This is a genomic window from Aquamicrobium ahrensii (assembly GCF_040545755.1).
GTDB lineage: Bacteria > Pseudomonadota > Alphaproteobacteria > Rhizobiales > Rhizobiaceae > Mesorhizobium > Mesorhizobium ahrensii.
On the sequence record NZ_JBEPMN010000005.1, the window covers coordinates 1 to 26,643 of the forward strand.

At 63.6% G+C, this 26,643-nt stretch carries 23 protein-coding genes; 16 read left to right on the forward strand and 7 right to left on the reverse strand.

The window, feature by feature from the left end; all coding sequences use genetic code 11:
• Window positions 1–91: 91 nt before the first annotated feature.
• Both ABID44_RS08480 and ABID44_RS08485 read right to left on the reverse strand, forming a co-directional pair.
• Window positions 92–355, reverse strand: a complete 264-nt coding sequence (locus tag ABID44_RS08480; protein WP_354151273.1) for a hypothetical protein — start codon at window positions 353–355, stop codon at window positions 92–94.
• 651 nt (window positions 356–1,006) lie between these two features.
• Window positions 1,007–1,267, reverse strand: a complete 261-nt coding sequence (locus ABID44_RS08485; RefSeq protein ID WP_354151274.1) for a hypothetical protein — start codon at window positions 1,265–1,267, stop codon at window positions 1,007–1,009.
• Between the two features lie 750 nt (window positions 1,268–2,017).
• On the opposite strand from ABID44_RS08485, the gene ABID44_RS08490 reads away from it, so the two are divergent.
• Window positions 2,018–3,208, forward strand: coding sequence for a succinylglutamate desuccinylase/aspartoacylase family protein (locus tag ABID44_RS08490; RefSeq protein ID WP_354151275.1), 1,191 nt, complete (start codon window positions 2,018–2,020; stop codon window positions 3,206–3,208).
• Between the two features lie 54 nt (window positions 3,209–3,262).
• Window positions 3,263–3,388: an Lrp/AsnC ligand binding domain-containing protein gene (locus ABID44_RS08495; RefSeq protein WP_354151495.1), complete on the forward strand. Its 126-nt coding sequence runs from the start codon at window positions 3,263–3,265 to the stop codon at window positions 3,386–3,388.
• Between the two features lie 90 nt (window positions 3,389–3,478).
• Here ABID44_RS08495 and ABID44_RS08500 read toward each other — a convergent pair whose 3' ends face one another.
• The 3 genes from ABID44_RS08500 to ABID44_RS08510 form a co-directional block, all read right to left on the reverse strand.
• The gene (locus tag ABID44_RS08500; RefSeq protein ID WP_354151276.1) at window positions 3,479–4,933 is read right to left on the reverse strand and encodes a sensor domain-containing diguanylate cyclase; all 1,455 of its coding nucleotides are present in this window, start codon (window positions 4,931–4,933) and stop codon (window positions 3,479–3,481) included.
• A gap of 149 nt (window positions 4,934–5,082) precedes the next feature.
• Window positions 5,083–8,877, reverse strand: a complete 3,795-nt coding sequence (gene metH / locus ABID44_RS08505; RefSeq protein WP_354151277.1) for a methionine synthase — start codon at window positions 8,875–8,877, stop codon at window positions 5,083–5,085.
• A 163-nt stretch (window positions 8,878–9,040) separates the two neighbouring features.
• A complete protein-coding gene (locus ABID44_RS08510) occupies window positions 9,041–9,730 on the reverse strand; it encodes a GntR family transcriptional regulator (protein WP_354151278.1) in 690 nt (229 codons plus the stop codon).
• 132 nt (window positions 9,731–9,862) lie between these two features.
• On the opposite strand from ABID44_RS08510, the gene ABID44_RS08515 reads away from it, so the two are divergent.
• Window positions 9,863–11,233: an aspartate aminotransferase family protein gene (locus ABID44_RS08515; RefSeq protein ID WP_354151279.1), complete on the forward strand. Its 1,371-nt coding sequence runs from the start codon at window positions 9,863–9,865 to the stop codon at window positions 11,231–11,233.
• Window positions 11,234–11,299: 66 nt separating this feature from the next.
• Here the strand turns inward: ABID44_RS08515 and ABID44_RS08520 are convergent, their stop codons facing one another.
• A complete protein-coding gene (locus ABID44_RS08520) occupies window positions 11,300–11,563 on the reverse strand; it encodes a helix-turn-helix transcriptional regulator (RefSeq protein ID WP_354151280.1) in 264 nt (87 codons plus the stop codon).
• Between the two features lie 115 nt (window positions 11,564–11,678).
• Here ABID44_RS08520 and ABID44_RS08525 point away from each other — a divergent pair, with 115 nt between their 5' ends.
• From ABID44_RS08525 to mnhG, 6 genes are read left to right on the forward strand one after another with little or no spacing between them, the layout of a single operon-like run.
• The gene (locus tag ABID44_RS08525; protein WP_378226597.1) at window positions 11,679–14,567 is read left to right on the forward strand and encodes a monovalent cation/H+ antiporter subunit A; all 2,889 of its coding nucleotides are present in this window, start codon (window positions 11,679–11,681) and stop codon (window positions 14,565–14,567) included.
• On the forward strand, window positions 14,564–14,905 hold the full coding sequence (locus ABID44_RS08530) for a Na+/H+ antiporter subunit C (RefSeq protein ID WP_354151282.1): 342 nt from the start codon (window positions 14,564–14,566) through the stop codon (window positions 14,903–14,905). Before ABID44_RS08525 ends, ABID44_RS08530 begins: the two co-directional genes overlap by 4 nt.
• Complete coding sequence (locus ABID44_RS08535; protein ID WP_354151283.1) at window positions 14,905–16,527, forward strand: monovalent cation/H+ antiporter subunit D; 1,623 nt, start codon at window positions 14,905–14,907, stop codon at window positions 16,525–16,527. The genes ABID44_RS08530 and ABID44_RS08535 overlap by 1 nt, the downstream gene beginning before the upstream one ends.
• Complete coding sequence (locus ABID44_RS08540) at window positions 16,524–17,009, forward strand: Na+/H+ antiporter subunit E (RefSeq protein ID WP_354151284.1); 486 nt, start codon at window positions 16,524–16,526, stop codon at window positions 17,007–17,009. Before ABID44_RS08535 ends, ABID44_RS08540 begins: the two co-directional genes overlap by 4 nt.
• Window positions 17,006–17,287, forward strand: a complete 282-nt coding sequence (locus ABID44_RS08545) for a K+/H+ antiporter subunit F (protein WP_354151285.1) — start codon at window positions 17,006–17,008, stop codon at window positions 17,285–17,287. The genes ABID44_RS08540 and ABID44_RS08545 overlap by 4 nt, the downstream gene beginning before the upstream one ends.
• The gene (gene mnhG, locus ABID44_RS08550; RefSeq protein WP_354151286.1) at window positions 17,284–17,694 is read left to right on the forward strand and encodes a monovalent cation/H(+) antiporter subunit G; all 411 of its coding nucleotides are present in this window, start codon (window positions 17,284–17,286) and stop codon (window positions 17,692–17,694) included. Before ABID44_RS08545 ends, mnhG begins: the two co-directional genes overlap by 4 nt.
• A gap of 23 nt (window positions 17,695–17,717) precedes the next feature.
• Here the strand turns inward: mnhG and ABID44_RS08555 are convergent, their stop codons facing one another.
• Entirely contained in the window at window positions 17,718–18,146 is a 429-nt protein-coding gene (locus ABID44_RS08555; RefSeq protein WP_354151287.1) for an Lrp/AsnC family transcriptional regulator, read from the reverse strand.
• 119 nt (window positions 18,147–18,265) lie between these two features.
• Here ABID44_RS08555 and ABID44_RS08560 point away from each other — a divergent pair, with 119 nt between their 5' ends.
• From ABID44_RS08560 to ABID44_RS08590, 7 genes are all read left to right on the forward strand, one after another.
• Entirely contained in the window at window positions 18,266–19,384 is a 1,119-nt protein-coding gene (locus ABID44_RS08560) for a saccharopine dehydrogenase family protein (protein WP_354151288.1), read from the forward strand.
• 417 nt (window positions 19,385–19,801) lie between these two features.
• Window positions 19,802–20,827, forward strand: a complete 1,026-nt coding sequence (locus tag ABID44_RS08565; RefSeq protein WP_354151289.1) for an ABC transporter substrate-binding protein — start codon at window positions 19,802–19,804, stop codon at window positions 20,825–20,827.
• 62 nt (window positions 20,828–20,889) lie between these two features.
• The gene (locus ABID44_RS08570; RefSeq protein ID WP_354151290.1) at window positions 20,890–22,386 is read left to right on the forward strand and encodes a sugar ABC transporter ATP-binding protein; all 1,497 of its coding nucleotides are present in this window, start codon (window positions 20,890–20,892) and stop codon (window positions 22,384–22,386) included.
• Window positions 22,386–23,378, forward strand: coding sequence for an ABC transporter permease (locus ABID44_RS08575; protein WP_354151291.1), 993 nt, complete (start codon window positions 22,386–22,388; stop codon window positions 23,376–23,378). Before ABID44_RS08570 ends, ABID44_RS08575 begins: the two co-directional genes overlap by 1 nt.
• Complete coding sequence (locus ABID44_RS08580) at window positions 23,375–24,331, forward strand: ABC transporter permease (protein WP_354151292.1); 957 nt, start codon at window positions 23,375–23,377, stop codon at window positions 24,329–24,331. The genes ABID44_RS08575 and ABID44_RS08580 overlap by 4 nt, the downstream gene beginning before the upstream one ends.
• Window positions 24,332–24,339: 8 nt before the next feature.
• Complete coding sequence (locus tag ABID44_RS08585) at window positions 24,340–25,359, forward strand: LacI family DNA-binding transcriptional regulator (protein WP_354151293.1); 1,020 nt, start codon at window positions 24,340–24,342, stop codon at window positions 25,357–25,359.
• A 27-nt stretch (window positions 25,360–25,386) separates the two neighbouring features.
• Window positions 25,387–26,631, forward strand: coding sequence for a Gfo/Idh/MocA family protein (locus ABID44_RS08590; RefSeq protein ID WP_354151294.1), 1,245 nt, complete (start codon window positions 25,387–25,389; stop codon window positions 26,629–26,631).
• Window positions 26,632–26,643: the final 12 nt, after the last annotated feature.

Here is a 26,643-nt window from a genome sequence, read left to right on the forward strand (position 1 = left end):
CGGCCGAGAACCGTCTGCGTGTCTTCATGCTGGATCGTCCTTTTCATCGGTCGATCCACCTTATGCCCCTGTCTCGGAAACCGGGACCACCTCAAACAGCGTCCAATGTATCAACCAGCATCTTCCTATCAGCCGTTTCAGATATAAATGCGTCAACTGCCTGGATGCCATAGCGCACTTCGCTGATGTCATTCATGTAGGACACGTCACGCATCCAGACGGCCTCGCCCTCGATGATTTGAAGGGCGACCTCAAACGAGGTGTAGTGCGCCAACTTGATCTTTTTGGCGTCCATGTTCTTAATTGGTTCGTCGAGGGTGGGCAGAAAAATCGCGCGCAGCAGGTCTTTGTCCAAGGGGAAAACTCCGGAAAGACGGAACAGATAGTTAACCCATCCCTCTCGCTTCATTCACCTACTTCTGAGTTTTCCTCAGAACTATACGGGACCGCTATCCAATATGGTTCATGGAGCCAGAGAACCCGAGTTTTGTCGGTCCGTTACGGCCCTGAACAGGCGAACTGTCGCTTTCGGGATTTCACAGTGCAATAGTGAACGGCCTACTGAGGTCGAAATCCGGTGTTTGCACGGCCCGGTCGGAATCAACTTCTCGCGCTCAACGCTCGTCGGATTCTGCAGCTCGAATAATATCTAGCGGGTCCCTCAGCCCAAGCTTTGGGTAACATCGCGCATGGGGGAGTATCGAGCCATTCGCTCCGGAAGCGGGCAGGCAAAAACAAAGCGGATGTCGGCAGTCTCCGACGCCCGTGCCACTGCCGTGTGCAGCGATGTAAGCTCCCGACCAGTTATAGGCCCTAATCTTCTACGCGGTGGCTGATCCGGCCCAAAGCGCAGCCGCGCTCGCGTCAAGCCATAGCTGTTTTCCCAAGCAATTGTCTTGGCTGGATAACACGCTTTCCCAAGCCTGACAGGAAGCCATATGACGTGCCACCGGGGCGCGTAAGAAAGGCCCCGCACCAGGCGGGGCCTTTGACGTCATGGACGATATTAGCGGCCGAGGATGCTGTCAGAGAACACCGCCCCGGGGCGGCCAGTCTTGTCGTTGATCTGGATTTTGGCATAGGAGCCGACGCCAAGGTCGGCGGGAATACCGACATGCAGGGGAACCGAGGCGGTGGCGCCATCCTCCAGGACAATCACGCGGACATCCTTGTCAAAGGAGCGGACCGTGCCACTGATGCTAGTGCCAGCGAAAGCGGAGCCGGACAGCAGGGCGAGAGCGGCGGCGGAAGCGATAATCTTGGTCATGTTCATCTCCAGAACGTTGGTTTCAAATACGTTCGAAGCAGAGTGTTTGTTGCCTCGATGATTGATAGATATGCCCGCTATTCGTTCACTGTAATATGGTATTTTTTGACCAGTTCGTTCTCTGATAGTGAACAATAATCGCTTGAACGCCGTTACGAGCGTACCCATGACGGCAGTCAAAGCCTCGTCATTTCCGACGATCTGAAAGCGGGCGTCGGGGCCTTTTATCGAGATTATGCGAGGTCGCATGGGCTGCGACCGGCGCAGTCGGTGTCATTGCGGTCATGCCGCTGCTGCTGTTTCCGCACTTCCGCACGTCAACGCCTTCCAGGCAGGCCAGAAGGCGGCGCAGGCCGACATTCTCAAGCGGATCGATGGCCAGAAGGCGGGGTGGTCTTGACCGGAGCTTGGCTCGTTGGAACCAGTTGGGAAGCGCGCTCTTGCGGCGCGTCTCAGATGCCGGCCCGTCATCTTCAGGGTGCGGGTCTTTTGTTTTATGTCAAAGAAAGACCCGGACAATGCCGGGGTCTGATCGCAATCGCAGATACGTCGCCCCGATTTCCGACGCTGGGAGCTTATTCTCGCCTGAAATATGCTGGTTATCGCCCCGCATTTGCCGCCACATATGCAGGAGAACACCTCTGGCTTGCCAGTTCCGCAGCATACTCGTAGTTTTGAGGTCGAGCGGGATTTTGTCGCAGATGTGCGTGCTGTCGGCGCGGGCATCGCCTTCAAACAAAGGATCGCATCATGTCGGACAAACCTCTGCAAGGCATAGATCGCCGACGTTTAATAAAGGCATCCATTGCAACCGTCGGCGTCGCCGCCCTCGCTGCCAATACTGGCGCCACGAACGCCCAGGATACAGCTACACCCTCCGCCGATCCGACGTCTGGAACGGTCTATACCGGTGATATGATCCAGGGGAAGAAGGTCATCAGCGCGCTGGACGTCAACGATCTGGAGCCCGGCAGGAAGCACCTTTTGTACTTCCAGGGCGCTGAGATGTCGACCGGACAGCACTGGTATGTGTCCGTGACTGTCGCCAAGGGGGCAAAGGCGGGCAAGCGCGGCGTGTTGACGAGCGGTGTGCATGGCGACGAGATGAGTTCCATACATACAGTCCAGACCGTGATGAACCGGCTCGACCCGGCGACGATGTCCGGCACGGTGATGGCCGTCACGGATGTGTCCCCCCCAACGGTGGAAAGCATGCAGCGCAGATGGCCCAATCAGGGCAGAGGCATCGACCTGATCGATATGAACCGGGAGTGGCCCGGAAATGAGAACGGCGCTACTGCACCCAGCCGACACGCCGGACTTCTGTTCAACCGGTTGCTGCGGCCGAACGCCGACTTCGCGATCGACTTCCACACTGGAACGACGGGATTCGAAGTCACCGCATTCAATATTGGCGGCATGGACGTACCCGAGGTCAAGGCGATGGTGGAACTCTATCCCGTCGGCCAGATTTTCGACAGTCATGTGTATCCGGGTGTCCTGCACAACGCGTTTATGGACGTGGGCATCCCGTCCTTCACACCGGAAGTCGGGGCGGCGCGCGCCCTGGACCCGGAAGTGATTGCGCTCTTCGTGGAGGGCACCATGAACGTCCTCAAACATCACGGCATCCTTGCCGGACCAATGGGACGGACAGGCAAGGACGTCGCCGTCTTTGTCGGCAACAGCGCATTCCCGATCCTGGCCAGCGCTGGCGGGCTGGTTGAGCATCTGGTCAAACTCAACGACAAGGTTGAGGTCGGACAGAAGGTCGCCATCCAGCGAGACAGCTTCGGTGAGGTGGTTGCGGAATATACAAGCGGCGTGGCGGGAGAGATAACGGGTCAGCGCAGCGATGCGATGTCCGAGCCCGGCAACCCACTGGTCTTCATCCTTTTCAACAAGCCGGAGCCGGAGGGTGCTGAGGTTTATCCCGAGTAGTTCATTCGCAAGTATAGAGACGGGCCTCAAGGCTTCAAGCGATGACGGCGCGACCTGCCTGCCTTTCAGCAGCTCTATGACAAGCGGCTATCGGCATTGCCTGGAGTTCAGCGTCTTACCTCGACGCTGGTGATGAAGAACGTTGTTGCGGATCGGCCGCTGCCGCCGGGAGCAAGATGAGGGCGAGCAGCTATCGCGCGCTCGCGGTCGCCTGCTTTTCGCAGCGCTTCATGGGAACCACATCAATTGCGGCATCTGTAACGGATCCGCTCAGATAACCGACACACTCTCGCTCGAGTAGTGCTCGCGCTTGTCCTCGTACATCAGGATATCCGCCCGTCTAGCGACGGATTCCAGCGCTTCACCCGCCATGCCGGTGGCCGAGCCGATGGAAAGGTTGAGTTTCAGCCCGGAATAGTACTGGTTGTTGATGTCCACCAGCCGCCGGATTTCCTCGATCATCGCTTCCGCGCCGCGCTGATCCACATAGGGCAGGATCACGGCGAACTCGTCGCCGCCGACACGGGCGGCGTGGCCGGGTTGCTTTACGGCCTCGTTGAGCACTTCGCCGACGCGGCGCAGCAGCCCGTCACCTGCGGCATGGCCCCATTGATCGTTGGCCGCCTTGAGGCCGTTGAGATCGATGATGATGATCGACACGGGCTTCTGCCCCTTGCGTTCCAGCCGGTTGAGTTCATCGACGAAATGCGCGCGATTGTGGAGCTTGGTCAGCACGTCGTGCTTGCCGAGATACTCCAGATAGGCTTCGGCCTTCTTGCGAGCCGTGATGTCCGTCAGCGCCACCTGCACAAGCGACCAGTCCTCTTCGCGGCCTGGAAGGACCGAGAACTGCATCAGCACATGGCGTTCAGAACCATCGAGCGCATAGTTCACCACTTCACGGCGCTGGAAGAGAACGCCGTTCCAGAGATCTATGAGCTGCTCGCGGAAATTCGCCTCCATCTCGTCCTTGAAGACATCCGGCAGGTTCTGAAGCAGGGTTTTCTTGTCCGGCGCCAGGAAAAGCGCGAGCGTTTCCCTGTTCACATCCAGCACGCGGATCTCGCTCAGGCACTGGAGGACGAATTCGGGATGGACGTCGGTGAACACTCGAAAATCGACGATGCCGCGCTGCCGCACATCGTCCATCAACTGCTTGATGCGGCTGAAATCCTCGACCCACAGTGAGACGGGCGAGTGCTCGAACAGGCCTTCGGCATATTGCTTGTGGCGATCCTGTTCGCGGCGCGCGTCCTCGCGGGCGGTCACATCCTCGATCGACAGCAGAATACGGTCCCAGCTCTCCTCATGGCCGGGGAGAACTCTGCCCCTGAGCTGGATATCGATCCGCCTGCCGGTGAGCGAATAGTTCACCGTATCGCTGACGAAAGTGTCGGCCCCGTTCCAGAGCTGGACCATTTCATCGATATGCGGCTCCAGCATGTCGTCACGAAAAATGTGTTCCAGATTGGCGACCAGATGGTCGAGATCATTGGCCTCGTACAATGAAAGCGTCCGGCGATTGACTTTCAGGACGCGGATCTGGCTCGTGCAGAGACGAAGACGGCCGGGGTCTTCCATGAGGAAGGATTTGAGATCGACAATACCTTGCACGCGCCATGCGTCGAACTGCTTGCGCAGGCCGCTGTAATCCTCCAGCCACAGGGAAATAGGGGCCAGTTCGAATATGTTGGCGCTGTCGCTCAAGGAGGCATCGATGCTCATCGATATTCCCGTTTCATTCCGCGTCGTCAAATTCTGCGATAGGGAGCGATCCGGCATATCCGGGCATCCCGCAGTCTTTGGTGCATATGCCGATTATTCTAAATAATGGTTATCTTCGTTCCTCGGCGGGCGCGCGTGTCAGACGGACCCTACTCGGCCGCCTCCACCAGCGGGGCCGGCATGTAGTTGAGGATCGGGCCCAGCCAGCGCTCGACCTCCGCGACGCTCATGTCCTTGCGCGCCGCATAGTCGCCGACCTGATCGCGCTCGACCTTGCCGACGCCGAAATAATAGCTTTCCGGATGCGAGAAATAGAGCCCGGAGACCGATGAGCCCGGCCACATGGCCATGCTTTCGGTCAGGCTGACGCCGGCGTTCTTTTCCGCCTCCAGCAACCGGAAGAGCGTCACCTTTTCGGTGTGGTCGGGCTGGGCCGGATAGCCGGGCGCGGGGCGGATGCCCTGATAGGGCTCGCCGATCAGATCGTCGGGCGACAGGTTCTCGTCCGCCGCGTAGCCCCAGAACTCCTTGCGCACCTTCTCGTGCATGCGCTCCGCGAAGGCTTCGGCGAAGCGGTCGGCCAACGCCTTGACGAGGATCGAGGAGTAGTCGTCATTGGCCCGCTCGAAACGTTCGGCGATGGCCACTTCCTGGATGCCGGCGGTGACGACGAAGCCGCCCAGCCAGTCCGGCTTGCCGCTGTCCTGCGGCGCGACGAAATCCGAAAGAGCAAGGTTCGGCTTGCCGTCGCGCTTGGTGAGCTGCTGGCGCAATGTGAAGAAGGTGGCGAGCTCCTCCCTCCGGCTTTCGTCGGTGAACAGGCGAACGTCGTCGCCGACGGCGTTGGCTGGCCAGAAGCCGATGACAGCCCTGGGGACGAACCATTGCTCGTCGATGATCTGCCTGAGCATGGCCTGCGCGTCCTCGAAGAGCTGGCGCGCGACCGCCCCCTGTTTCTCGTCCTCCAGAATCTTCGGATAGCGCCCCTTCAGTTCCCATGTCTGGAAGAACGGCGTCCAGTCGATGTAGCGGGCCAGTTCGGCAAGGTCCCAGGTCTGGAATGTTTTGACGCCGGTGAAGCTCGGCTTTGGCGGATCATAGGACAACCAGTCGCAGCGGTATGGATTGGCGCGGGCCTTCGCCAGCGGCAGGCGCTGCTTCTCGCGTTCCGAGCGCTCATGCGCTTCCGTGACCTTGCGGTATTCGGCGCGCAGCGTTTCGACATAGCCGGGCTTGAGGTCCTGCGACAGCAGGCTGGAGACCACGCCGACCGCGCGGCTGGCGTCATTGACGTGGACAGCCTGTCCGCGTTCGTAGCGCGGATGGATCTTCACCGCCGTATGCACGCGGCTGGTGGTCGCCCCGCCGATCAGCAACGGAATGTCGAAGCCCTCGCGCTCCATCTCGGCGGCGACATGCGCCATCTCGTCCAGCGACGGGGTGATCAGGCCGGAGAGGCCGATGATGTCCACCTTCTGCTCGCGCGCGGTTTCGAGGATCTTCGTCGCCGGCACCATGACGCCGAGATCGATGATCTCGTAATTGTTGCAGGCGAGCACGACGCCGACGATGTTCTTGCCGATGTCATGAACATCGCCCTTCACCGTCGCCATCAGGATTTTTCCGGCGCTCTGCCGGCCATCGCCGCCATTGGCGGCCTTCTCGGCTTCCATGTGGGGCAGGAGCACGGCCACCGCCTGCTTCATGACCCGGGCTGACTTCACCACCTGCGGCAGGAACATCTTGCCGGCGCCGAACAGGTCGCCGACCACGTTCATGCCGGCCATCAGCGGGCCTTCGATGACGTGCAGCGGACGCGCGGCGGCGAGGCGCGCTTCTTCCGTGTCCTCGATGATGAATTCGGTGACGCCGTTGACAAGCGCGTGCTCCAGCCGCTTCTCCACCGGCCATTCGCGCCAGGCGAGGTCCTTCTCCCTCGCTTCCTTGCCGGCGGCGCCCTTGAAGCGCTCGGCGATTTCCAGCATGCGCTCGGTGGCCGTGCCGCCGGCCTTCGGAACGCGATTGAGCACAACATCCTCGCAGGCCTCGCGCAGGCCCGCCTCGATGGTGTCGTAGACGGCAAGCTGACCGGCATTGACGATGCCCATGTCCATTCCCGCCTGTATGGCGTGGTAAAGGAACACGGCGTGCATCGCCTCGCGCACCGGCTCATTGCCGCGGAAGGAGAAGGAGAGATTGGAGACCCCGCCCGATATATGGGCATGGGGCAGTGTTTGCGTGATCTCCCTGGTCGCCTCGATGAAGTCGACCCCGTAGTTGTCGTGCTCCTCGATGCCGGTGGCGATGGCGAAGACGTTCGGATCGAAGATGATGTCTTCCGGCGCGAAACCGGCCTTTTGCGTCAGCAAACGATAGGCGCGCGCGCAGATCTCGACCTTGCGTTGCTTCGTGTCGGCCTGTCCGGTCTCGTCGAACGCCATGACGACGACGGCCGCGCCATACATGCGGCACAGCCTTGCGTGATGCAGGAAGGCTTCTTCGCCCTCCTTCATCGAGATCGAATTGACGATGGGCTTGCCCTGCACGCATTTCAGGCCGGCCTCGATCACCTCCCATTTGGAGGAATCGATCATCACCGGCACGCGGGCGATATCGGGTTCGGCGGCGATCAGATTGAGATACTCGACCATCGCCTTCTTCGAATCGATGAGGCCCTCGTCCATGTTGACGTCGATGATCTGAGCGCCGTTGGCGACCTGATCGCGGGCGACGTCGAGCGCGGCGGCATAGTCGCCGGCGGTGATCAGCTTGCGGAAGCGGGCCGAGCCGGTGACGTTGGTGCGCTCGCCGACATTGACGAAGGGAATGTCGGCGGTGAGCGTGAAAGGCTCCAGCCCGGACAGGCGCATCAGCGGCTTCTGCTTTGGCGCGGAGCGCGGTTTGTGGCGCGCGACCGCCGCGGCGATTGCGGCGATGTGCTCAGGCGTCGAGCCGCAGCAGCCGCCCACCACATTGACCAGGCCTTCGCGGGCGAATTCCTCGACCTGTGCGGCCATGAAGTCCGGCGATTCGTCATACTGGCCGAAGGCGTTGGGCAGGCCGGCATTGGGATAGGCGCAGGTGAAAGTGTCGGCGACGCCGGAAAGCTCCGCCAGATGCGGGCGCATGGCCGCCGCCCCCAGCGCACAGTTGAGACCGACGGTGAAGGGCTTCGCATGGCGGATCGAGTGCCAGAAGGCGGTCGGCGTCTGGCCGGAAAGCGTGCGGCCGGATAGGTCGGTGATGGTGCCCGAAATCATCACCGGCAGGTGGACGCCCTTCTCGGCGAAGATTTCTTCCGCCGCGAAAATCGCGGCCTTGGCGTTCAGCGTGTCGAAGATGGTTTCGATGAGGATGATGTCGGCGCCACCGTCGATCAGGCCGCGCAACTGCTCGCCATAGGCCAGACGCAGATCGTCGAAGGTGACGGCCCGGTAGCCGGGGTCGTTGACGTCGGGAGACAGCGAGGCGGTGCGATTGGTCGGTCCCAGCGCGCCGGCGACGAAGCGGCGGCGGCCGTCTTCCTGCTCGGCGCGCAGCAGGGCGCGGCGGGCGAGGCGCGCCCCGTCGCGGTTCAGTTCATAAACCATGTCCTCCATGCCGTAGTCGGCCTGCGCGATGGAGGTGGAGGAGAAGGTGTTGGTCTCGACGATGTCGGCGCCGGCTTTGGCGTAGGCGTAATGAATGTCCTCGATGGCCCTGGGCTGGGAGAGGATCAGCAGGTCGTTGTTGCCCTGCTGGTGGCAGGCGCAGCCAGCGAAGCGGTCGCCGCGGAAATGATCCTCGTTGAGTCCGAGACCCTGAATCTGCGTACCCATCGCGCCATCGAGGACAAGAATGCGTTCGCGCGCCGCAGCCTGCAGAGCGGCAAGGATTTCCGATCCGTCGGCCTTGGGACCGACAGGCCCGAACAGGCCGTCGAGCGATTGCGAAGTTTGCGACATTTTTCATTCCCGATGCGAAACATGTGAAATCGCATAAAGATATCTTTATGTCAACATATTGGATTTTCCATGCCGTGGCCTTTCGGCAATGGAAAACCCGTCGCACCACGGGGACGCCATGATGACGGGACGGGGCGAGGCGTGCTGTTACGAAGGCGAACCCTCAGTGTCCGGCGCCGGAGGTGTTCAGGCGCGCGGTCAGCCGTTCGAGAATGATGTCGGCGGCGTCGCCTATATCGTTTGCGATGGCGCGTTCCGCCGCGTCGGCGTCTGCGGCTTTCACCGCGCCCAGAAGTTCGTGGTGGTGGTCGATCATCACCCGCCCGCCCGGTTCATAGGCTTCGGCGATCAGCGGACCCATCTGCAGCCACAGCCGATGCAGGATGCCGCGCAACAGGGGAAGTCCGGCGATGTCGGCCAAAGCGAAATGGAAGGTCTGGTTGAGTTCCAGGGCCTCGCTCCAGTTCCGGTCGGCGATGGCCTGTTCGTTACGGGAAATGAGATCGCGCAACCGCTCGATATCGGCTGGTCCGGCCCGCAGCGCCGTCTCGCGTGCGGCCAATCCTTCGAGCTTGAGGCGGATCATGCGGATTTCGCGATAGCGCTCGGCCGTAATAACAGGAACGCGCACCTCGCGCGCCGATTTCTGAACCAGCGCATCGTCCTGGATAAGCCGCAGAATGGCGTCGCGCACCGGCGTGACGCTGGTGCCGAGCGATTGGGCCAGCTCGCGTATGGTCAGTCGCGCATCCGGTGCGAAGCGGCCCTTCATCAGGGCGTCGGCCAGCCTCGCATAGACCGTTTCGCCGAGGTTCTCCTTCTCAAGCGCCTCAAGGCTGAAAGCTGGCTGCATGCGCTTGTCATTCCATGCGTCGTGGACCAATGGGCCGACATTGACATTCGATTTGCTAAAAAACATGATGCATCATACACCAATTGGCAAGCCTTTAGCTTCGGCTGTCGAGTTGCAACACAGGGAAACGTCATGACCGCCCATCCGAACTCCACAGAAGCGCGCGACATCCGCTATCATCTTCATTCCTACACCAATGCACGCAAGCACGAGGAAGTGGGGCCTCTGGTCATCGAAAAGGGCGACGGCGTCTATGTCGAGGACGCTTCGGGCAAGCGCTACATCGAGGCGATGGCGGGTCTATGGAGCGTGGCGGTGGGCTTTTCCGAGCAGCGTCTGGTCGACGCCGCCACCAGCCAGATGAAGAAGCTGCCCTTCTACCACACCTTCACCCACAAGGGGCACTCTCCGGCGGTGGATCTGGCCGAGAAGCTGGTGTCCATCGCGCCGGTGGAGATGAGCAAGGCCTATTTCACCAATTCCGGCTCCGAGGCCAACGACACCGCGATGAAGATGATCTGGTATCGCTCCAACGCGCTCGGCCAGCCGCAGAAGAAGAAGATCATTTCGCGCAGGCGCGGCTATCACGGTGTCACCATCGCCTCTGCCAGCCTCACCGGGCTGCCGGCGAACCATGGCTCGTTCGACCTGCCGATCGCCAATGTGCTGCATGCCGGCACGCCGCACCATTACCGCGAGGCCCAGCCCGGCGAGAGCGAGGAGGCGTTCGCCACTCGTCTCGCCGACGAACTGGAGCAGCTCATCCTGGCCGAGGGTCCGGAGACGATCGCGGCCTTCATCGGCGAACCGGTGATGGGCGCAGGCGGCGTCGTGGTGCCGCCCGCCACCTATTGGGAGAAGGTTCAGGCGATTCTGGCCAGATACGACATCCTGCTGGTCGCCGACGAGGTGATTTGCGGCTTTGGCCGCACCGGCAACATGTTCGGCTGCCAGACCTTTGGCATCAGGCCGGACATTCTTGTGATGTCAAAGCAGCTGTCGTCGTCCTACATGCCGATCTCGGCGCTGCTGATCAACGAGAAGGTCTACGGTCCGCTGGCGGATGAGAGCAACCGCATCGGCACCTTCGGCCACGGCTTCACCGCTGGCGGGCATCCGGTGGCGGCGGCGGTCGCGCTGGAAAACCTGAAGCTGATCGAGGAGCGCGATCTGGTGGGCAACGCACGCACGGTGGGCGCTCACATGCAAAAGCGCCTGCGCGAGTTGGCCGATCACGAGCTGGTGGGCGAAGTGCGTGGCCTGGGCCTGATCGCAGGCGTGGAGCTTGTCGCCGACAAGGCGGCCAGGACGCCGTGGAAGAATGTCGGCGCGCTGGGCGGACTGGTCAACGGCCACCTTCAGGAGAACGGCGTGATCTCGCGCAACATGGGCGACACGCTGGGTTTCTGCCCACCGCTGATCATCACCGAAAAACAGGTGGACGACATGGTCGACGCTGTGAAAAAGGCTCTCGATACGGCGCTTCCGCAAGTGAAAGGCTGACCAGCCTCGCAACCGATGTCTCTGTGGGAGCCGGCCGCCTCGAAGGAGCGCGGCCGGTTTTCATTTTCAGGAACGGGCCGGAACCGGAAGCGTTTCGGGCCGTTCCATCCGCACGCCAATGCCGGCGCCGTCAGTATCGTAGATGAGCTTGACGCCGCAACGCGTGAAAGCGCCGATCACAAGTTCCTCCGATCCTCGCTGCAAGGCGTGGCGATGGCACTCGAAATCCTTGATGGTGCTGCGCGACACGCCGGCGGCGCGGGCGAGCCTGTCCTGCGTCCAGTTCAGCAGGCCGCGTGCGGCCCGGCACTGTTCAGGGAATATTTGCATCGATCAGCCCTTGCAGTACGGTGGTAGATTCAACCATAATGGATGAAATCAGGCAATATCGTCTCATTCCCATCCAAAGGATATCCGCATGCTGGGCGGCGCGTCTCTCATCTGGATGATAGTGCTGCCATTCGTGGCGAGCGCCGTCGCCGCGCTGCTGCCCTCCAATGCGCGCAACGCCGAGGCCTGGCTTGCCGGCGGCGTCATGCTCGCCATCCTCATCATGGTGATGATGGCCTATCCGGACATCGCGGCCGGCAACGCCGTACGGCAGGGTGTGAGCTGGGTGCCGGAACTGGGGCTGGAACTCATTTTCCGGATTGACGGCTTCGCCTGGATGTTCGCGATGCTGATCTCCGGCATCGGTTTCCTGGTGGTCATCTACACCCGCTACTATATGTCGCCGGAAGACCCGATTCCGCGTTTCTACATGTTTTTCCTCGCCTTTGCCGGGTCGATGCTGGGCATTGTGCTCTCCGGCAACCTCATCCAGCTCGTGATCTTCTGGGAACTGACCAGCATCTTCTCCTTCCTGCTGATCGGCTACTGGTATCACACCCCCGCCGCGCGTGACGGCGCACGCATGTCGCTGACCGTCACCGGCATCGGCGGCATGGCGCTGCTCGGCGGCGTGCTGCTCATCGGCCATGTGGTGGGCAGTTACGATCTCGACGAGGTGCTGGCGTCCGGCGATCTGCTGCGCCAGCATGATCTATACCGGCCGATCCTGATCCTGGTCCTGCTCGGGGCATTCACCAAGAGCGCGCAGTTTCCGTTCCAGTTCTGGCTGCCGAACGCCATGGCGGCGCCGACGCCGGTGTCGGCGTTCCTGCATTCCGCAACCATGGTCAAGGCCGGCGTCTTCCTGATGGCGCGGATGTGGCCGGTGCTGGCGGGAACCTATGAATGGTTCTTCATCGTCGGCCTCGCCGGTATGATCACGCTGGTGCTGGGCGCGTTCTTCTCGATCTTCCAGCAGGACATCAAGGGCCTGCTCGCCTATTCGACCATCAGCCATCTGGGCCTCATCACCATGCTGCTCAGCCTCGGCAGCCCGCTGGGCGCGGTGGCGGCGATCTTCCATATGATGAACCACGCGACCTTCAAGGCCTCGCTGTTCATGGCCGCGGGCATCATCGACCATGAGACGGGAACGCGCGACATGCGCCGCCTCGGCGGCCTGCTCAGCGCCATGCCGATCACCGCCACGCTCGCCATGGTGGCGAGCGCGGCGATGGCGGGCGTGCCCTTGCTCAACGGTTTCCTTTCCAAGGAAATGTTCTTCGCCGAGGCGATCGAGCATCATGCCGATTCATGGGTCGACACAATCGCGCCCTATGCGGCGGTCATCGCCAGCGCCTTCGCGGTGACCTATTCGATCCGCTTCATCCACAGCGTGTTCTTCGGAACGGCCCCCGAACCGCTGCCGCACGAGCCGCACGAGCCGCCCTTCTTTATGCGCCTGCCGGTGTTCCTGCTGGTGCTGATCTGCCTGATCGTCGGCATCGTGCCGGGGCGCACCGTCGGACCCTATCTGCACAGCGCCGTCGTCTCGGTGCTCGGCGATTCCACGCCTTATTACAGCCTCGCCGTGTGGCATGGTTTCACCCTGCCGCTGACGATGAGCGTCATGGCGCTGGTGGCGGGGGCGCTGATGTTCCTCGCGATCCGCTCCTATCTGGCGACCAGCGAGGAGGGGCCGCCCTACTTCCGGCGCATCAACGGGCAGCGCATCTTCGAGCAGGTCATGGTCACCGTGTCCTGGCGCTGGGCGCGCTTCCTCGAAGGCTGGCTCGGCACGCGCCGGTTGCAGCCGCAACTGCGCCTTCTGGTCGCCATCGCCCTGATCGCGGCGATCCTGACGCTGTGGCGCGGCCCGCTGTTGCCTGAAGTCAGACTCGCCGGAAGCAGCGACCTCGTTTTCACCATCCTTTGGGTGCTGGGCATGGCCTGTGCGGTCGGGGCCGCCTATCAGGCGAAGTTCCACCGGCTCGTGGCCCTCATGCTGATGAGCGGCGCGGGCCTGATCACCTGCATCACCTTCGTGTGGCTGTCGGCGCCCGATCTTGCGCTCACCCAGCTTCTGGTCGAGGTGGTCACCACCGTGCTGATCCTGCTCGGCCTGCGCTGGCTGCCGCAACGCATGGAGGAGGTCGAAACTCCGGTGCAGGCCTTCTTCGCGCGCCTGCGGCGCTATCGCGACCTGGTCATGGCCGTCGCCTGCGGCCTCGGCATGGCCATGATCTCCTATGCGGTGATGGTGCGCCCGCCGCCGCAGACCATCGCCGACTATTTCATCGAGAACGCCTATCCTCTGGGCGGCGGGACCAATGTCGTCAACGTGATCCTCGTCGATTTCCGGGGCTTCGACACGTTCGGCGAAATCACCGTGCTGGGCATCGTGGCGATCACCGTCTTCGTGCTGTTGCGCCGCTTCCGCCCCGCGCCGGAAAGCGTCGGCTCCACGCAGCAGCAGCGCCACCAGTCGGCCGACGATCCGGCGGCTCTGCCGGGCGGCGGCACCATCGTGAGCGACTATCTTTATGTGCCCTCGGTCATCATGCAGTGGATGTTCCCGGTCATCGTCGTGCTGTCGGCCTATCTGTTCCTGCGTGGCCATGACCTGCCGGGCGGCGGCTTCGTGGCCGGCATTGCGCTTGCGTCGGCCTTCATCCTGCAATATCTGGCGGCCGGCACGCGCTGGGTGGAGGAGCGGCTGAGGGTGCTGCCGGTCAAATGGATAGGCTGGGGGTTGCTGATCGCCGCCGCGACCGGGGTTGGATCATGGGTGCTGGGCTATCCGTTCCTCACCTCCCATGCGCAATATGTGGAGCTGCCCGTGATCGGCAAGGTTCCCGCCGCCACGGCGCTGTTCTTCGATCTCGGCGTCTTCGCGCTGGTGCTCGGGGCAACCGTTCTGATGCTGATCGCGCTGGCGCACCAGTCGATACGCAAGCTGCGCGCCGCCAAGACCGCCGCACTCGCCGAGCAGGAGGTCCCATGACCGAACTGACCCTTTCGCTCGGCATCGGCGTTCTGGTGGGGTCCGGCGTGTGGCTGCTGCTGCGCCCGCGCACCTATCAGGTGATCGTCGGCCTGTCGCTGATCGCTTACGGCGTCAATCTGTTCATCTTCTCAATGGGGCGGCTGCGCAGCGGCGTGCCGCCGGTTCTGGACGGAACCGGCGTCGTCGATCCGGCCGCTTATACCGATCCCGTCCCGCAGGCGCTGGTGCTGACCGCCATCGTCATCGGCTTCGCCACCACGGCGCTGTTCCTCGTGGTGCTTCTGGTGGCGCGCGGACTGACGGGCTCCGACCATGTCGACGGCAGGGAGCCGTGATGCAGCTCGCCAATCATCTTGATATAGCGCCGATCATCCTGCCGCTGGTCACCGGCGCCTTCCTGCTGCTGTTCGACGAGCGGCGGCATACCTTGAAGTCGCTGGTCAACGTCGCGTCCACTCTCGGCCTGCTCATCATCGCCTGGCTGCTCGTCGCCCAGGCCGATGTGGAGGGCTCGGTGGCCAGCGTCTATCTGCTCGGCAACTGGGCGGCGCCCTTCGGCATCGTGCTGGTGGTGGATCGCCTCTCCGCGCTCATGCTCCTGCTGACCGCGCTGCTGGCGAACGCCACGCTGGTGTTCTCGCTGGCGCGCTGGCACAAGGGCGGCCAGCACTTCCACTCGCTGTTCCAGTTTCTGCTGATGGGCCTGAACGGCGCTTTCCTGACCGGCGACCTGTTCAATCTGTTCGTCTTCTTCGAGGTGCTGCTCGCCGCGTCCTACGGGCTGATGCTGCACGGCTCCGGCGTGACGCGGGTGCGCTTCGGCATGCACTACATCGTGGTCAACCTCGCCGCCTCGATGCTGTTCCTGATCGGCGTCAGTCTCATCTACGGCGTCACCGGCACGCTCAACATGGCCGATCTGGCCGTGCGCATTCCCGCGGTGGCGGCACAGGACAGGGCGCTTCTGGAAGCCGGAACGGCGATCCTCGGCATCGCCTTCCTGACCAAAGCCGGCATGTGGCCGCTGTGCTTCTGGTTGCCGGGAGCCTATTCGGCGGCGGCTGCGCCGGTCGCGGCGATGTTCTCGATCATGACCAAGGTGGGCGTCTATGCGGTGCTGCGCCTCTCGCCGCTTTTGCTCGGCGCGCGCGCCGGCGACTCGGCCAGTTTCGGCGATATCGGCCTGCTCACCGCCGGTCTGGTGACGATGGCTTTCGGCACCATCGGCGTTCTGGCGTCGCAGGCCATGGCGCGGCTCGCTTCCTACAGCGTTCTGGTTTCCTCCGGCACGCTTCTGGCTGCGGTCGGCATGGCTGACGCCGGGGTGACCGCCGGGGCGCTGTTCTATCTCGTTTCCTCGACGCTGACGATCGGCGCGCTGTTCCTGCTGGTCGAGCTGGTCGATCGCTCGCAGGACCCGGCCGCCAACATTCTTGCGGTGACCATGGAGGCCTATGGCGACGATCCGGAAGAGGAGGAGGTGGTGGAGGAGGTGGGCGCCACGCTCCCGGCCACGCTGGCGATCCTTGGCCTGTGCTTCGTGCTGTGCGGCCTGCTGCTTTCCGGCATGCCGCCGCTGTCGGGCTTCCTCGGCAAGTTCGCGCTTCTGGCGGCCGCGCTCTCGACCGGCGATGACAACGCCGTCTCGGGCATGGCCTGGGCCTTCTTCACCGTGCTCATCATTTCGGGCCTGTTCGCGATGGTGGCCATGCTGCGCGTCGGCATCCGCACCTTCTGGGCTCCGCCCATCGAGGGCGTGGTGCCGCGCGTTCTGATGGTGGAGTTCGCACCCATCGCCCTGCTGCTCGGGCTGTGCGTCGTCATGACGATCAAGGCCGGACCGGTGATGGCCTATGTCGACGCCACGTCGCAGTCGCTGCATGCGCCGGACGCCTATATCGAGGGCGTGCTGTCGGCGCGCCAGACGCCGTCGCCCAGGATGGAGGCGGGTCAATGACACGCGCGCTTCCCTATCCGTTGCTGGCCGCCTCGCTGCTTGCGATGTGGCTGCTGCTCAACGGGTTCACGCCCGGCCATCTGCTGCTTGGCGCGGTTATTGCGCTGGTCGCCTCGCATATGATGTCGACGCTGCAACCTTCGAAGCCGCACATACGCCGCTGGAGCCAGATCGCCCATCTGATGGGCATCGTTTTCGTCGACATCCTGCGTTCCAACATAGCGGTGGCCCGCATCGTGCTGGGCGGCGGGAAGCCGAGCGTGGTGTCCGGTTTCGTGGTGATCCCGCTCGAGATGCGCGATCCGACGGGTCTTGCCTTCCTCGCCTGCATCATCACCAGCACGCCGGGCACGGCCTGGGTCGAATATCGCTCGGCCGAAGGTGTGCTGCTGATCCACGTCCTCGACGTGGTGAGCGAGGACTCGTGGAGCGAGCTGATCAAGAGCCGTTATGAAGCCCTGCTGATGGAGATCTTCGAATGAGCGTCACCATTATGGTCTGGTCCGTCACCATCTCGCAGATTTTCCTCGCGCTTGCCGCCCTGTGCTGCGGCGTTCGCCTGTTTCGCGGCCCGCGGGCGCAGGACCGGGTGCTTGCGCTCGATGCGCTTTATGTCTGCGCCATGCTGATCCTGCTCACCTTCGGCATCCGCACCGGCTCGACGCTCTATTTCGAGGCGGCTCTGGTGATCGCGCTGCTCGGCTTCGTATCGACCCTGGCGCTGGCGAAATTCCTCATGCGCGGCGAGGTGGTGGAATGAGCCACGCCGCCGACCTTCCGCTCTGGGCCGCCGTGCTGGTCGCCCTGCTGCTCATTCTGGGCTCCGGGTTGACGCTGCTCGGCGCCATCGGGCTTGTGCGCCTCGACAGTTTCTACAAGCGGGTCCATTCGCCGACGCTCGGCACCACATGGGGAGCGGGCGGCATATTGCTTGCCTCCATGCTGTTCTTCTCGATGAGCGAGGGGCGGCCGGTGCTGCACGAACTGCTGATCGCGGTGTTCGTCACGGTGACCACGCCGGTGACGCTGATGCTGCTCGCGCGCGCCGCCCTCTATCGCGACCGCACCGAGAAAAGCCCCGAGGTTCCGACCTTCGCCGCCGTTGCGGAGCGATCGTCGGAAGTGGTGGTGAAAGGCACGAAAAACGGCGAAGCGGAAAGCGGCTGAGCGCTCGCCGGCCGGTCAATCTTTCACCGCTCTATCCGTGTCGACAGGATGATCGACGACAGGGTGCGCTCCACGCCGTCCATCGCGCCGATTTCGTCCAGAAGCGCGTCGAGATCGCTGATCGACGGCGATTCCACCACCACGATCATGTCGAAGCTGCCGCTTACCGAATGCAGCGCGCGAACCGCCGTCTGGGCCCTGAGGTCGCGCACCACCTTGCCCGACTGTTTCGGCGTTACCGTCAGCAGCACATGGGCGCGTACGAGACCCTTCTCGTAATCGGGCGCCAGCCGCACCCCGTAGCCGGTGATGACGCCGCGTGATTCCAGCCTTTCGATCCGGCTTTGCACGGTGCTGCGCGACACCCCCAGCCGCCGCGCCAGCTCGGCCGTCGGCGCGCGGGCGTTCTCGCGCAGGAGCGCGATGAGTTCCTGATCGGCATTTTTCGTCATATCGTCAAATTCACCCGTCAAACTGCCGAGAGCATAGCATTGATACGCCGGAATGCACCTTTCTTTCGATGGAGAAATGGCGATGATTCTTCGGTGTTCGCAAACCGGAGGGAGTCGTCATGAAGGAAATCGTCGTCGTCGGTGCAGGCAAGATCGGCTCCACCATCGCGGACATGCTGGCAGGAACCGGCGATTACCGCATCACCATCGTCGACCGCTCCGCCGGGCAGCTTGCAGGGCTGGATCGGATCGAGGGCGTATCGGGCCTCGAACTGGATATCGCCGCGCCCGGCGAACTGGAGAAGGCGCTGGCCGGAAAATTCGCGGTGCTGAGCGCGGCCCCCTTCAGCCTCACCACGCGCATCGCCGAGGCCGCCGCTTCCGCCGGCGTGCACTATCTCGACTTGACCGAGGACGTGGCCTCGACCCGTCGCGTCAGGGAGCTGGCGAAAACGGCGAAGACAACGTTCATTCCCCAGTGCGGGCTGGCGCCCGGCTTTATTTCCATCGTCGCGGCCGACCTCGCCAGCCGCTTCGATACGCTGGACAGCGTGCGAATGCGCGTCGGCGCGCTGCCGCAATATCCGTCCAACGCCCTCAACTACAACCTGACCTGGAGCACAGACGGCGTCATCAATGAATATTGCGAGCCTTGCGAGGCGATCGTCGAGGGCGAGCTGGTAGAGGTGCCGCCGCTGGAAGAGCGCGAGGAATTCTCGCTGGACGGCGTCACCTATGAGGCCTTCAACACCTCCGGCGGTCTCGGCACGCTCGCCGAGACGCTGAAGGGCAAGGTACGCACGCTGAATTATCGCACCATCCGCTATCCGGGCCATGCGGCGATCATGAAGGCGCTGCTCAACGATCTCGGTCTGCGTCACCGCCGCGACGTGCTGAAGGATATTTTCGAAAGCGCCCTGCCGGCCACCACGCAGGACGTGGTCATCGTCTTCGTCACGGTGTCCGGCCGCAAGGATGGCCGCCTGTTGCAGGAAACCTATGCCAACAAGGTGTACAGCCGCCGCGTCAACGGCAAGGTGCTGAGCGCAATCCAGATCACCACCGCTTCCGGCATCTGCGCCGTGCTCGACATGCTGGCCGGGGGCGACCTGCCGCAGCAGGGCTTCGTGCGACAGGAGGATATCGCGCTCGACACTTTCCTCGCCAACCGCTTCGGCGGCGCTTATGCGCAAACGGACAGTCATGGCGTCCAGCGCCTGACCGGCAAGGCGGCGTAAAGCTCCCCTCGTAAACTGCGCCCGTCATGCGCCCCTGCGCCGAATCGGCTGTGGGGCCTACATGCGCCGGCGTTTATGTTGCATTGCACAAAGCGCAACGCAGCCATGCAAAATTGAGCCTTTAATCAAAAGAGCCCTGCCGCTATCTATTGATCATCGAATTCCGCAGGGCCTACCTCCTCCCAGACCTTGCGGATATAGGCCAGCCATTATCCTCCTCCCGATAGCTGGCCTTCTCATACGACACCCGCCGGACCTCCTCCCCCGGCGGGTGTTGTTTTTTCTGCCTTGCTCATGCGCCCTTCGTCTGACGAATGATGCTGTAAACACGCAACGGCGGGCCTTTCGTCTCCCATTGAAATCGATTTCATTTGCCTCTAAGCTCTCTGTGAAATTGAGCTCCAGGGAGGAATTCAAATGAAAAAGTCGCATATACTTTCCGCCGTTGCGGCCGCCGCGCTCGCCTTTTCGGCCGTGTCCGCCTTCGCGCAGGATTTCAAGATCGGCCTCTCCAACGGCTGGGTCGGCTCCGAATGGCGCACGCAGATGATCGACGAAGCCAAGGCCGCCGCCGAAGCATGGAAGGAAAAGGGCGTCAACGTCACCGTCGAGGTGCAGAGCGCCAATGTCGACGTTCCCGGCCAGATCGCCCATGTGCGCAACTTCATCAGCGCCGGCGTCGACGCCATCATCATCAACCCGAACAGCCCGACGGCCTTCGATCCGGTGTTCGCGCAGGCCAAGGAGGCCGGCATCCTCGTCATCGCCACCGACGCTGAGGTCTCGTCGCCGGATGCGCTCTATGTAGGCATCGACCAGAAAGCATGGGGTGCCGCGGGTGCGGAGTGGCTGGCGAAGACGCTGGACGGCAAGGGCAATGTCGTGGCCATCAACGGCGTCGCCGGCCATCCCGCCAACGAGATGCGCGTCGCCGGCTACAAAGAGGTGTTCGCCGCTCACCCCGACATCAAGATCGTCAACGAGGTGAACGCCAACTGGGATCAGGCGCAGGGCCAGCAGGCCATGCAGAACCTGCTCGCCACCTATCCCGACATCAACGGCGTGTGGGTGCAGGACGGCATGGCCGCCGGCGCATGGAAGTCCATCATGGATGCGGGCAAGACCGATTCCATCGCCGCCACCGGCGAGATCCGCAAGGACTTCATCGACCTGTGGACCAAGGACAAGCTGAATTCCGGCGCGTCCGTGAACCCGCCGGGCGTCATGGCCTCGGCGCTTAACGTGGCCGTGCTGATGTTGCAGGGCAAGGAGCTGAAGGAGCCGGCGGAGGCGGGCCAGTACAAGAACGCGATGTATCTGCCGATCCCGTTCATCGACAGCTCGAATCTGGAGGAAGCAGCCAAGCAGCTCGAAGGCAAGCCGGGTTACTATTCCTACACCAGCGCGCTGTTGATCGAGGACGCCGAGGCGCTGTTCAAGTAAGCGGTCGGGACAAGCGGCGTGCGGCGTTTTTCGCTCGCATGCCGCATGATGGCGGCAGGACCATGAGCAGGCTGCAACTCAAGGGCGTCGGCAAGAGCTACGGCGCGACGAAGGCGCTCCGCCATGCCGATCTCGATATCGAGGCCGGCGAGGTGCATGTGCTGATGGGCTCCAACGGCTCCGGCAAGAGCACGCTGTCCAAGATCGTCGCCGGCAGCGTGCGGCCCGACATGGGTGAAATCCTGCTCGACGGAAAACCGGTCTCCATCACCGGGCCGCAGGCGGCGCGGGCGCTGGGCGTCGCCATCTTCTATCAGGAACTGTCGCTGGCGGCGCACCGCACAGTGGCGGAAAACATCTGCCTCGCCGACCTGCCGTCGCGCGGCGTGTTCGTGGATCGCAAGGCGCTGGAAGATCGTGCGACACGCTATGCCGCCCTGTTCGATGGCGTGACCGGAGACGATTTTTCGCCCGACGCCGTGGTGCAGGATCTGCGCGCCGACCAGCGCCAGCTCGTCGAGATCATGAAGACCCTCGCCAGCGAGGCGTCCGTTCTCATCTTCGATGAGGCGACCTCGGCGCTCGACCGGGCGCAGGTGGAGCGCTTCTTCGAAATCCTGCGCGATCTGAAAGCAGAGGGGCGCTCGATCATCTTCATCTCGCACCGCATGGACGAGATTTTCGCCATCGGCGACCGCGCCACCGTCATCCGCGACGGCGAGATCGTCGGTTCGCGCCAGATTGGCGAAACCACGCCGGCTGAAATCATCTCCATGATGGTCGGCGCACAGGAAGAAAAGGCGGCCGCCGCCGACGCGACCCCGGCCCGGCCTGCGGGAGCGCCGGTGCTGTCGGTGCGCGGCTTGACGGGACCGGGCTTCTCCGATGTCGGCTTCGAGGTGCGGGCGGGCGAAATCCTCGGCTTCGGCGGGCTGCACGGGCAGGGCCAGTCGGCGGTGCTGCGCGCTCTGTTCGGGGCGAACCCGCCGACCTCCGGCGGCGTCGAGCTTGGCGGGAAGCCGCTCCATCCGAAAAATCCGCGCGAGACGATACGGCAGGGCGTGGCCTATGTATCGGGCGACCGCTCCCGCGACGGCGTGGTGAGCGGCCGTCCGATTCTCGAAAACGTCATGCCGATCCACTATCTGCGTGAGCGCATGATGCTGGCCAATCCGTCCGCGCTGGCGGTGAAGGCGCTGCCCGCCTTGCAGGCGCTGCGGACGAAATTCGCCGGGCTCGGCCATCCGATCTCGTCGCTTTCCGGCGGCAACCAGCAGAAGGTGGTGATCGCGCGCTGGCTGATCGACCGGCCGGCCGTGCTTCTGCTTGACGATCCGACCAAGGGCATCGACCTGTCGGCCAAGGCGGACCTGTTTTCGCTGATCCGCAAGCTGGCGCAGGAGGGCATCGGCATCGTGCTGTATGCGTCGGAGGACGCCGAACTGCTCGACAATGCCGACCGCATCCTCGTCTTCAACGGCGGCGCGATCCGGCGCGAGCTGACGGGGGCGGCGCGCACCCGCTTCAACCTCTATCAGGCCGCATACGAGGCTGCGTGATGGCAAGCATCGAAGCTCCCGCCCGCATCCGCAGCAGCAGCGCCGTGAAGCGCGTCTTCGAGCGCTATCCCTTCCTGCCGGCGCTGATCATCCTTGTGGTTCTGATCGCGCTCAACGGCTGGTTCCAGCCGCGCAGCCTGTCGCTGGTCGGGGTGACGGGGCTGGTCAAGACCTATCTGGCGCTGATGCTGCTTGCGGTCGCCCAGACATACGTCATCTATTCCGGCGACATCGACCTGTCCGCCGGAGCCATCGTCTCGCTGGTCAATGTCGTCATTATCGGCGTGATGGCGCAATGGGGCGGGGATGGCGTCACCGTCATCGCGGCGCTTTGCATCGGGCTGGCGACCGGGCTCGCCTGCGGCATCGTCAACGGCATCGTGGTGGCCGCGCTTCGCCTTCAGGCGATCGTCGCCACCTTCGCCACATCCATCTTCTTCACGGGGCTGGCGCTCTACATCCAGCCGGTGGCCGGAACCCCTGCGCCCGCCGCCTTCTGGCGCACCTATGGCGGGCGCATCCTCGAAATCCCCTTCGTTTTCTATGTTGCCGTGCTGTTCGCGATCCTGCTTGTGGTGCTGGTGCGCACGCGCCTGTCGCTGCGCCTGCTTGCTGTCGGCGATGGACAGCAGGAGGCGTTTCAGAGCGGCCTGCCAGTCACCCGCATCCGCATGGGCGGTTATGCGCTGTGCGGCGTGTTCGCCGCGCTTGCCGCCTTCTGCATCACCGGCGACACGGCGAGCGGCGACCCGCTGGTCGGCGGCAAGATGACCCTGTTCTCCATCGCCGCCGTGGTGCTGGGCGGCAGCGCGCTCTCCGGCGGCTACGGCACCGTCGTCGGCTCGGTGATCGGCGCGCTCATCATCGGTTTCATCAACTCGCTTGTGTTCTTCGTCGGCACGCCTTCGGAATGGCAGAACCTTGTGCAGGGCGTCGCCATCCTGCTGGCGCTGATGGCCGGCGTGCTGGTCGGGCGGGGGGCGCGGGCATGAACGCCTCGATCGCCTTTCTCAGGCAGCCGCTGGTGGTAGCGCTGATCCTGATCGTCGTCCTTTTGTGGCTCGGCGAAACGCTGTCGCCGGGCTTCGCCTCCGGCCAGCAGATCCTGCGCCTGCTGATCGTGGCGGCACTTCTCGGCATCGTCGCGGCCGGCCAGAACCTCGTCATCCTCGGCGGGCGCGAAGGCATCGACCTGTCGGTCGGCGGCGTGGTGTCGCTCAGCGCTATCATCGCCGGCAATTTGATGGCGGGCGAGAATGGCGGCATTCCGCTGGCTATCCTCGCCTGCGTGGTGACCGGCGCGTTCTTCGGCCTGCTGAACGGCATCGGCGTGACGCTCCTGCGCATCCCGCCGCTGGTCATGACGCTGGGCATGCTGGGCGTGCTGCAGGGGCTGCTGGTGGTGGTGCGGCAGGGCATTCCGTCGGGCCGCGCGGCGCCTGCGCTGGCCGATTTCGTATCGCGCACCTTCCTGTTCGGGCTGCCTGGCATATTGTGGCTGTGGATCGCCATCGGGCTGGTGATGGCGTTCCTTCTCAACCGCACCGTGTTCGGTCATCGCATCTACGCCGTCGGCTCGAACGAGCAGGCGGCGTTCATGGCCGGCGTGCCGGTCAGGGCGATCCGTATCGCGCTGTTCGTGCTGTCGGGCGTGTTCGCGGCGATCGCCGGTATCTGCCTGCTTGGCTATTCGGGCTCGTCTTTCGCCAATGTGGGCGAGCAATACATGCTGGCGTCGATCATCGCCGTGGTGTTCGGCGGCACGCCGCTGTCCGGGGGGAAGGGCGGCTATACCGGCACCATGGCGGGCGCCTTCCTGCTGGTCATCGTGCAAAGCATCCTCACCACCGTCAACATCGATGAATCGGGGCGCCAGATGGTGTTCGGGGCCACGCTTCTGGTGCTGATGCTGTTCTACGGCCGCGGCCGCTCGATGAGAGCGTGACAGGTCCCATGACAAGGCGGCCGAAGATCAAGGACATTGCCGAGCGCCTCGGCGTTTCGCCGGCCACCGTGTCGCGGGCGCTGGCCGATACGGGGCTGGTGGCCGAGCCGACGCTCACCCGCATCCGCGAGGCGGCGAGCGCGCTCAACTACCGCCCCAATGTCAGCGCCCGCAATCTGCGCACCCGCCGTTCGATGGCGGTGCTGCTGGTGGTGCGCGACATCGGCAACCCGTTCTATCTCGACGTGGTCAAGGGCGTGGAGGCGGCGGCGCGCGCGGCCGGTTACGCCGTGCTGATGGGCAATGCCGAGAACGACCCGGAACGCGAGACCGAATATTTCGACATGCTGCGCGACGGCCATGCCGACGGCATGATCCTGATGACCGGTTCGCTGCCCTCGACGCCGGACTTCCGCCGTCGCCTCTCGCCGGACCTGCCGGTGGTGGTGGCGCTGGAAATGATCGAGGGGGTGGGCTTCCCGCATGTGCAGATCGATAACGAGGCGGCGGCCAGGCAGGCGGTGGAGCATCTGGTCGGGCTCGGCCATCGCCGCATCGCCCATGTCTGCGGTCCGGTGCCGGAGGAGATGAGCGTGCGCCGCCGGCAAGGCTACCGTCAGGCGATGCGGGCGGCGGGCCTGCCGATCCTCGAAGGTTACGAGCAGCGCGGCGACTATCTGCTGCAATCGGGGCGCGACGCCTGCCGCCGGCTTCTGGCGCTGCCCGAACCGCCCACCGCCATCTTCCTCGCCAATGACGAGATGGCCTTCGGTGCGATCCACGAATTGCGGCGCATGGGCCGCGACGTGCCAGGCGACATGTCCGTCGTCGGCTTCGACGATCTTTACCTGAGCGAAGCCTTCTTTCCGCCGCTGACCACTGTCGCGCAGCCGCGCGCCGAGATCGGCAAGCGGGCCATGGGCATGCTGCTCGACATGCTTTCGGGCGCGCCCGCGCCGCGGGAGCCGGCGATCCTGCCCACGACCCTGAAAGTGCGCGGCACAACTGCCGCGCCGAAGATTTCCTGAACCACGCCATCCCTGAAAGGAGCGACCATGACGGAGTTTCCGAAAGCCACGCTGCGGGTCGGTTTCGTCGGCAGCGGTTTCATCGCCCATTTTCATCTGAAATCGATGCTTGGCGTCCGCAATGTCGAGGTGACGGGCGTCTACAGCCGCAGCGCCGAAAACCGCCAGCGTTTCGTCGATCAGGTGACGGAAATGGGCCTCGGGGCCTGCACCAGCCATGACAGCCTGGAATCCATGCTGCGCGCCGACGATGTGGACGCCATCTGGATAGTGTCGCCCAATTACACCCGCCTCGACGTGATGCGCACGATCCACGCCGAGGTGAAGGCCGGGCGCAGCAAGGTGTTCGCGGTGGCCTGCGAAAAGCCGCTGGCGCGCACCGTGCGTGAGGCGCGCGAGATGCTGTCGCTCGCCACCGACGCCGGGCTCAACCACGGCTATCTGGAGAATCAGGTGTTCTCGACGCCGGTGCTGCGCGGCAAGGAGATTATCTGGCGGCGGGCTGCCTCCACCACCGGGCGTCCCTATCTGGCGCGCGCGGCGGAAGAACATGCCGGCCCGCATGAGCCCTGGTTCTGGCAGGGCGACAAGCAGGGCGGCGGCGTCCTCTCCGACATGATGTGCCACTCGGTCGAGGTCGCCCGCCATCTGCTCACCGCGCCCGGCGCGCCGCGCAGCTCGCTCAGGGTCAAGGCGGTGAACGGCACGGTCGCCAATCTGAAATGGACCCGGCCGCATTATGCCGACCAGTTGCGTGCGCGCTTTGGCGCGGAGGTCGATTACCGCAACCGGCCTTCGGAAGACTTCGCGCGCGGCACCATCGCGCTGGAGGACGAGGACGGCAACGAACTGATGATCGAGGCCACGACTTCATGGGCCTATGTGGGCGCGGGCCTGCGCATCCAGCTCGAATTGCTGGGGCCGGAATATGCGATGGAGTTCAACTCGCTCTCGACCGGCCTCAAGGTTTTCATGTCGCGCGAGGTGAAGGGCTCGGAAGGTGAGGATCTTGTCGAGAAGCAGAACGCCGAGCAGGGGTTGATGCCCGTGCTGGAGGACGAGCCTGGCGTCTACGGCTACACCGACGAGAACCGGCACATGGTCGAACGCTTCCGCAAGGGCGAGACGCCGCTGGAAACCTTCGAGGACGGGCTTGGCGTGGTCGAGATGCTGATGGCTCTCTATCGCTCGGCCGAGATCGGCGAGACGGTGCGCTTTCCCGCGCCGGAACTGGAAGACTACGTGCCGGTGGTGGCGCGCCGGGGCGCGTAAGAGAGCGGAAGA

Coding starts and splice junctions, on each gene's coding strand:
- ABID44_RS08580 (WP_354151292.1), top strand. CDS start 23,375: ATGAACGCCTCGATCGCCTTTCTCAGGCAGCCGCTGGTGGTAGCGCTG.
- ABID44_RS08510 (WP_354151278.1), bottom strand. CDS start 9,730: ATGCAGCCAGCTTTCAGCCTTGAGGCGCTTGAGAAGGAGAACCTCGGC.
- ABID44_RS08485 (WP_354151274.1), bottom strand. CDS start 1,267: ATGACCAAGATTATCGCTTCCGCCGCCGCTCTCGCCCTGCTGTCCGGC.
- ABID44_RS08560 (WP_354151288.1), top strand. CDS start 18,266: ATGAAGGAAATCGTCGTCGTCGGTGCAGGCAAGATCGGCTCCACCATC.
- ABID44_RS08490 (WP_354151275.1), top strand. CDS start 2,018: ATGTCGGACAAACCTCTGCAAGGCATAGATCGCCGACGTTTAATAAAG.
- ABID44_RS08555 (WP_354151287.1), bottom strand. CDS start 18,146: ATGACGAAAAATGCCGATCAGGAACTCATCGCGCTCCTGCGCGAGAAC.
- ABID44_RS08535 (WP_354151283.1), top strand. CDS start 14,905: ATGCAGCTCGCCAATCATCTTGATATAGCGCCGATCATCCTGCCGCTG.
- mnhG (WP_354151286.1), top strand. CDS start 17,284: ATGAGCCACGCCGCCGACCTTCCGCTCTGGGCCGCCGTGCTGGTCGCC.
- ABID44_RS08570 (WP_354151290.1), top strand. CDS start 20,890: ATGAGCAGGCTGCAACTCAAGGGCGTCGGCAAGAGCTACGGCGCGACG.
- metH (WP_354151277.1), bottom strand. CDS start 8,877: ATGTCGCAAACTTCGCAATCGCTCGACGGCCTGTTCGGGCCTGTCGGT.
- ABID44_RS08565 (WP_354151289.1), top strand. CDS start 19,802: ATGAAAAAGTCGCATATACTTTCCGCCGTTGCGGCCGCCGCGCTCGCC.
- ABID44_RS08540 (WP_354151284.1), top strand. CDS start 16,524: ATGACACGCGCGCTTCCCTATCCGTTGCTGGCCGCCTCGCTGCTTGCG.
- ABID44_RS08545 (WP_354151285.1), top strand. CDS start 17,006: ATGAGCGTCACCATTATGGTCTGGTCCGTCACCATCTCGCAGATTTTC.
- ABID44_RS08590 (WP_354151294.1), top strand. CDS start 25,387: ATGACGGAGTTTCCGAAAGCCACGCTGCGGGTCGGTTTCGTCGGCAGC.
- ABID44_RS08500 (WP_354151276.1), bottom strand. CDS start 4,933: ATGAGCATCGATGCCTCCTTGAGCGACAGCGCCAACATATTCGAACTG.
- ABID44_RS08525 (WP_378226597.1), top strand. CDS start 11,679: ATGATAGTGCTGCCATTCGTGGCGAGCGCCGTCGCCGCGCTGCTGCCC.
- ABID44_RS08515 (WP_354151279.1), top strand. CDS start 9,863: ATGACCGCCCATCCGAACTCCACAGAAGCGCGCGACATCCGCTATCAT.
- ABID44_RS08585 (WP_354151293.1), top strand. CDS start 24,340: ATGACAAGGCGGCCGAAGATCAAGGACATTGCCGAGCGCCTCGGCGTT.
- ABID44_RS08520 (WP_354151280.1), bottom strand. CDS start 11,563: ATGCAAATATTCCCTGAACAGTGCCGGGCCGCACGCGGCCTGCTGAAC.
- ABID44_RS08575 (WP_354151291.1), top strand. CDS start 22,386: ATGGCAAGCATCGAAGCTCCCGCCCGCATCCGCAGCAGCAGCGCCGTG.
- ABID44_RS08530 (WP_354151282.1), top strand. CDS start 14,564: ATGACCGAACTGACCCTTTCGCTCGGCATCGGCGTTCTGGTGGGGTCC.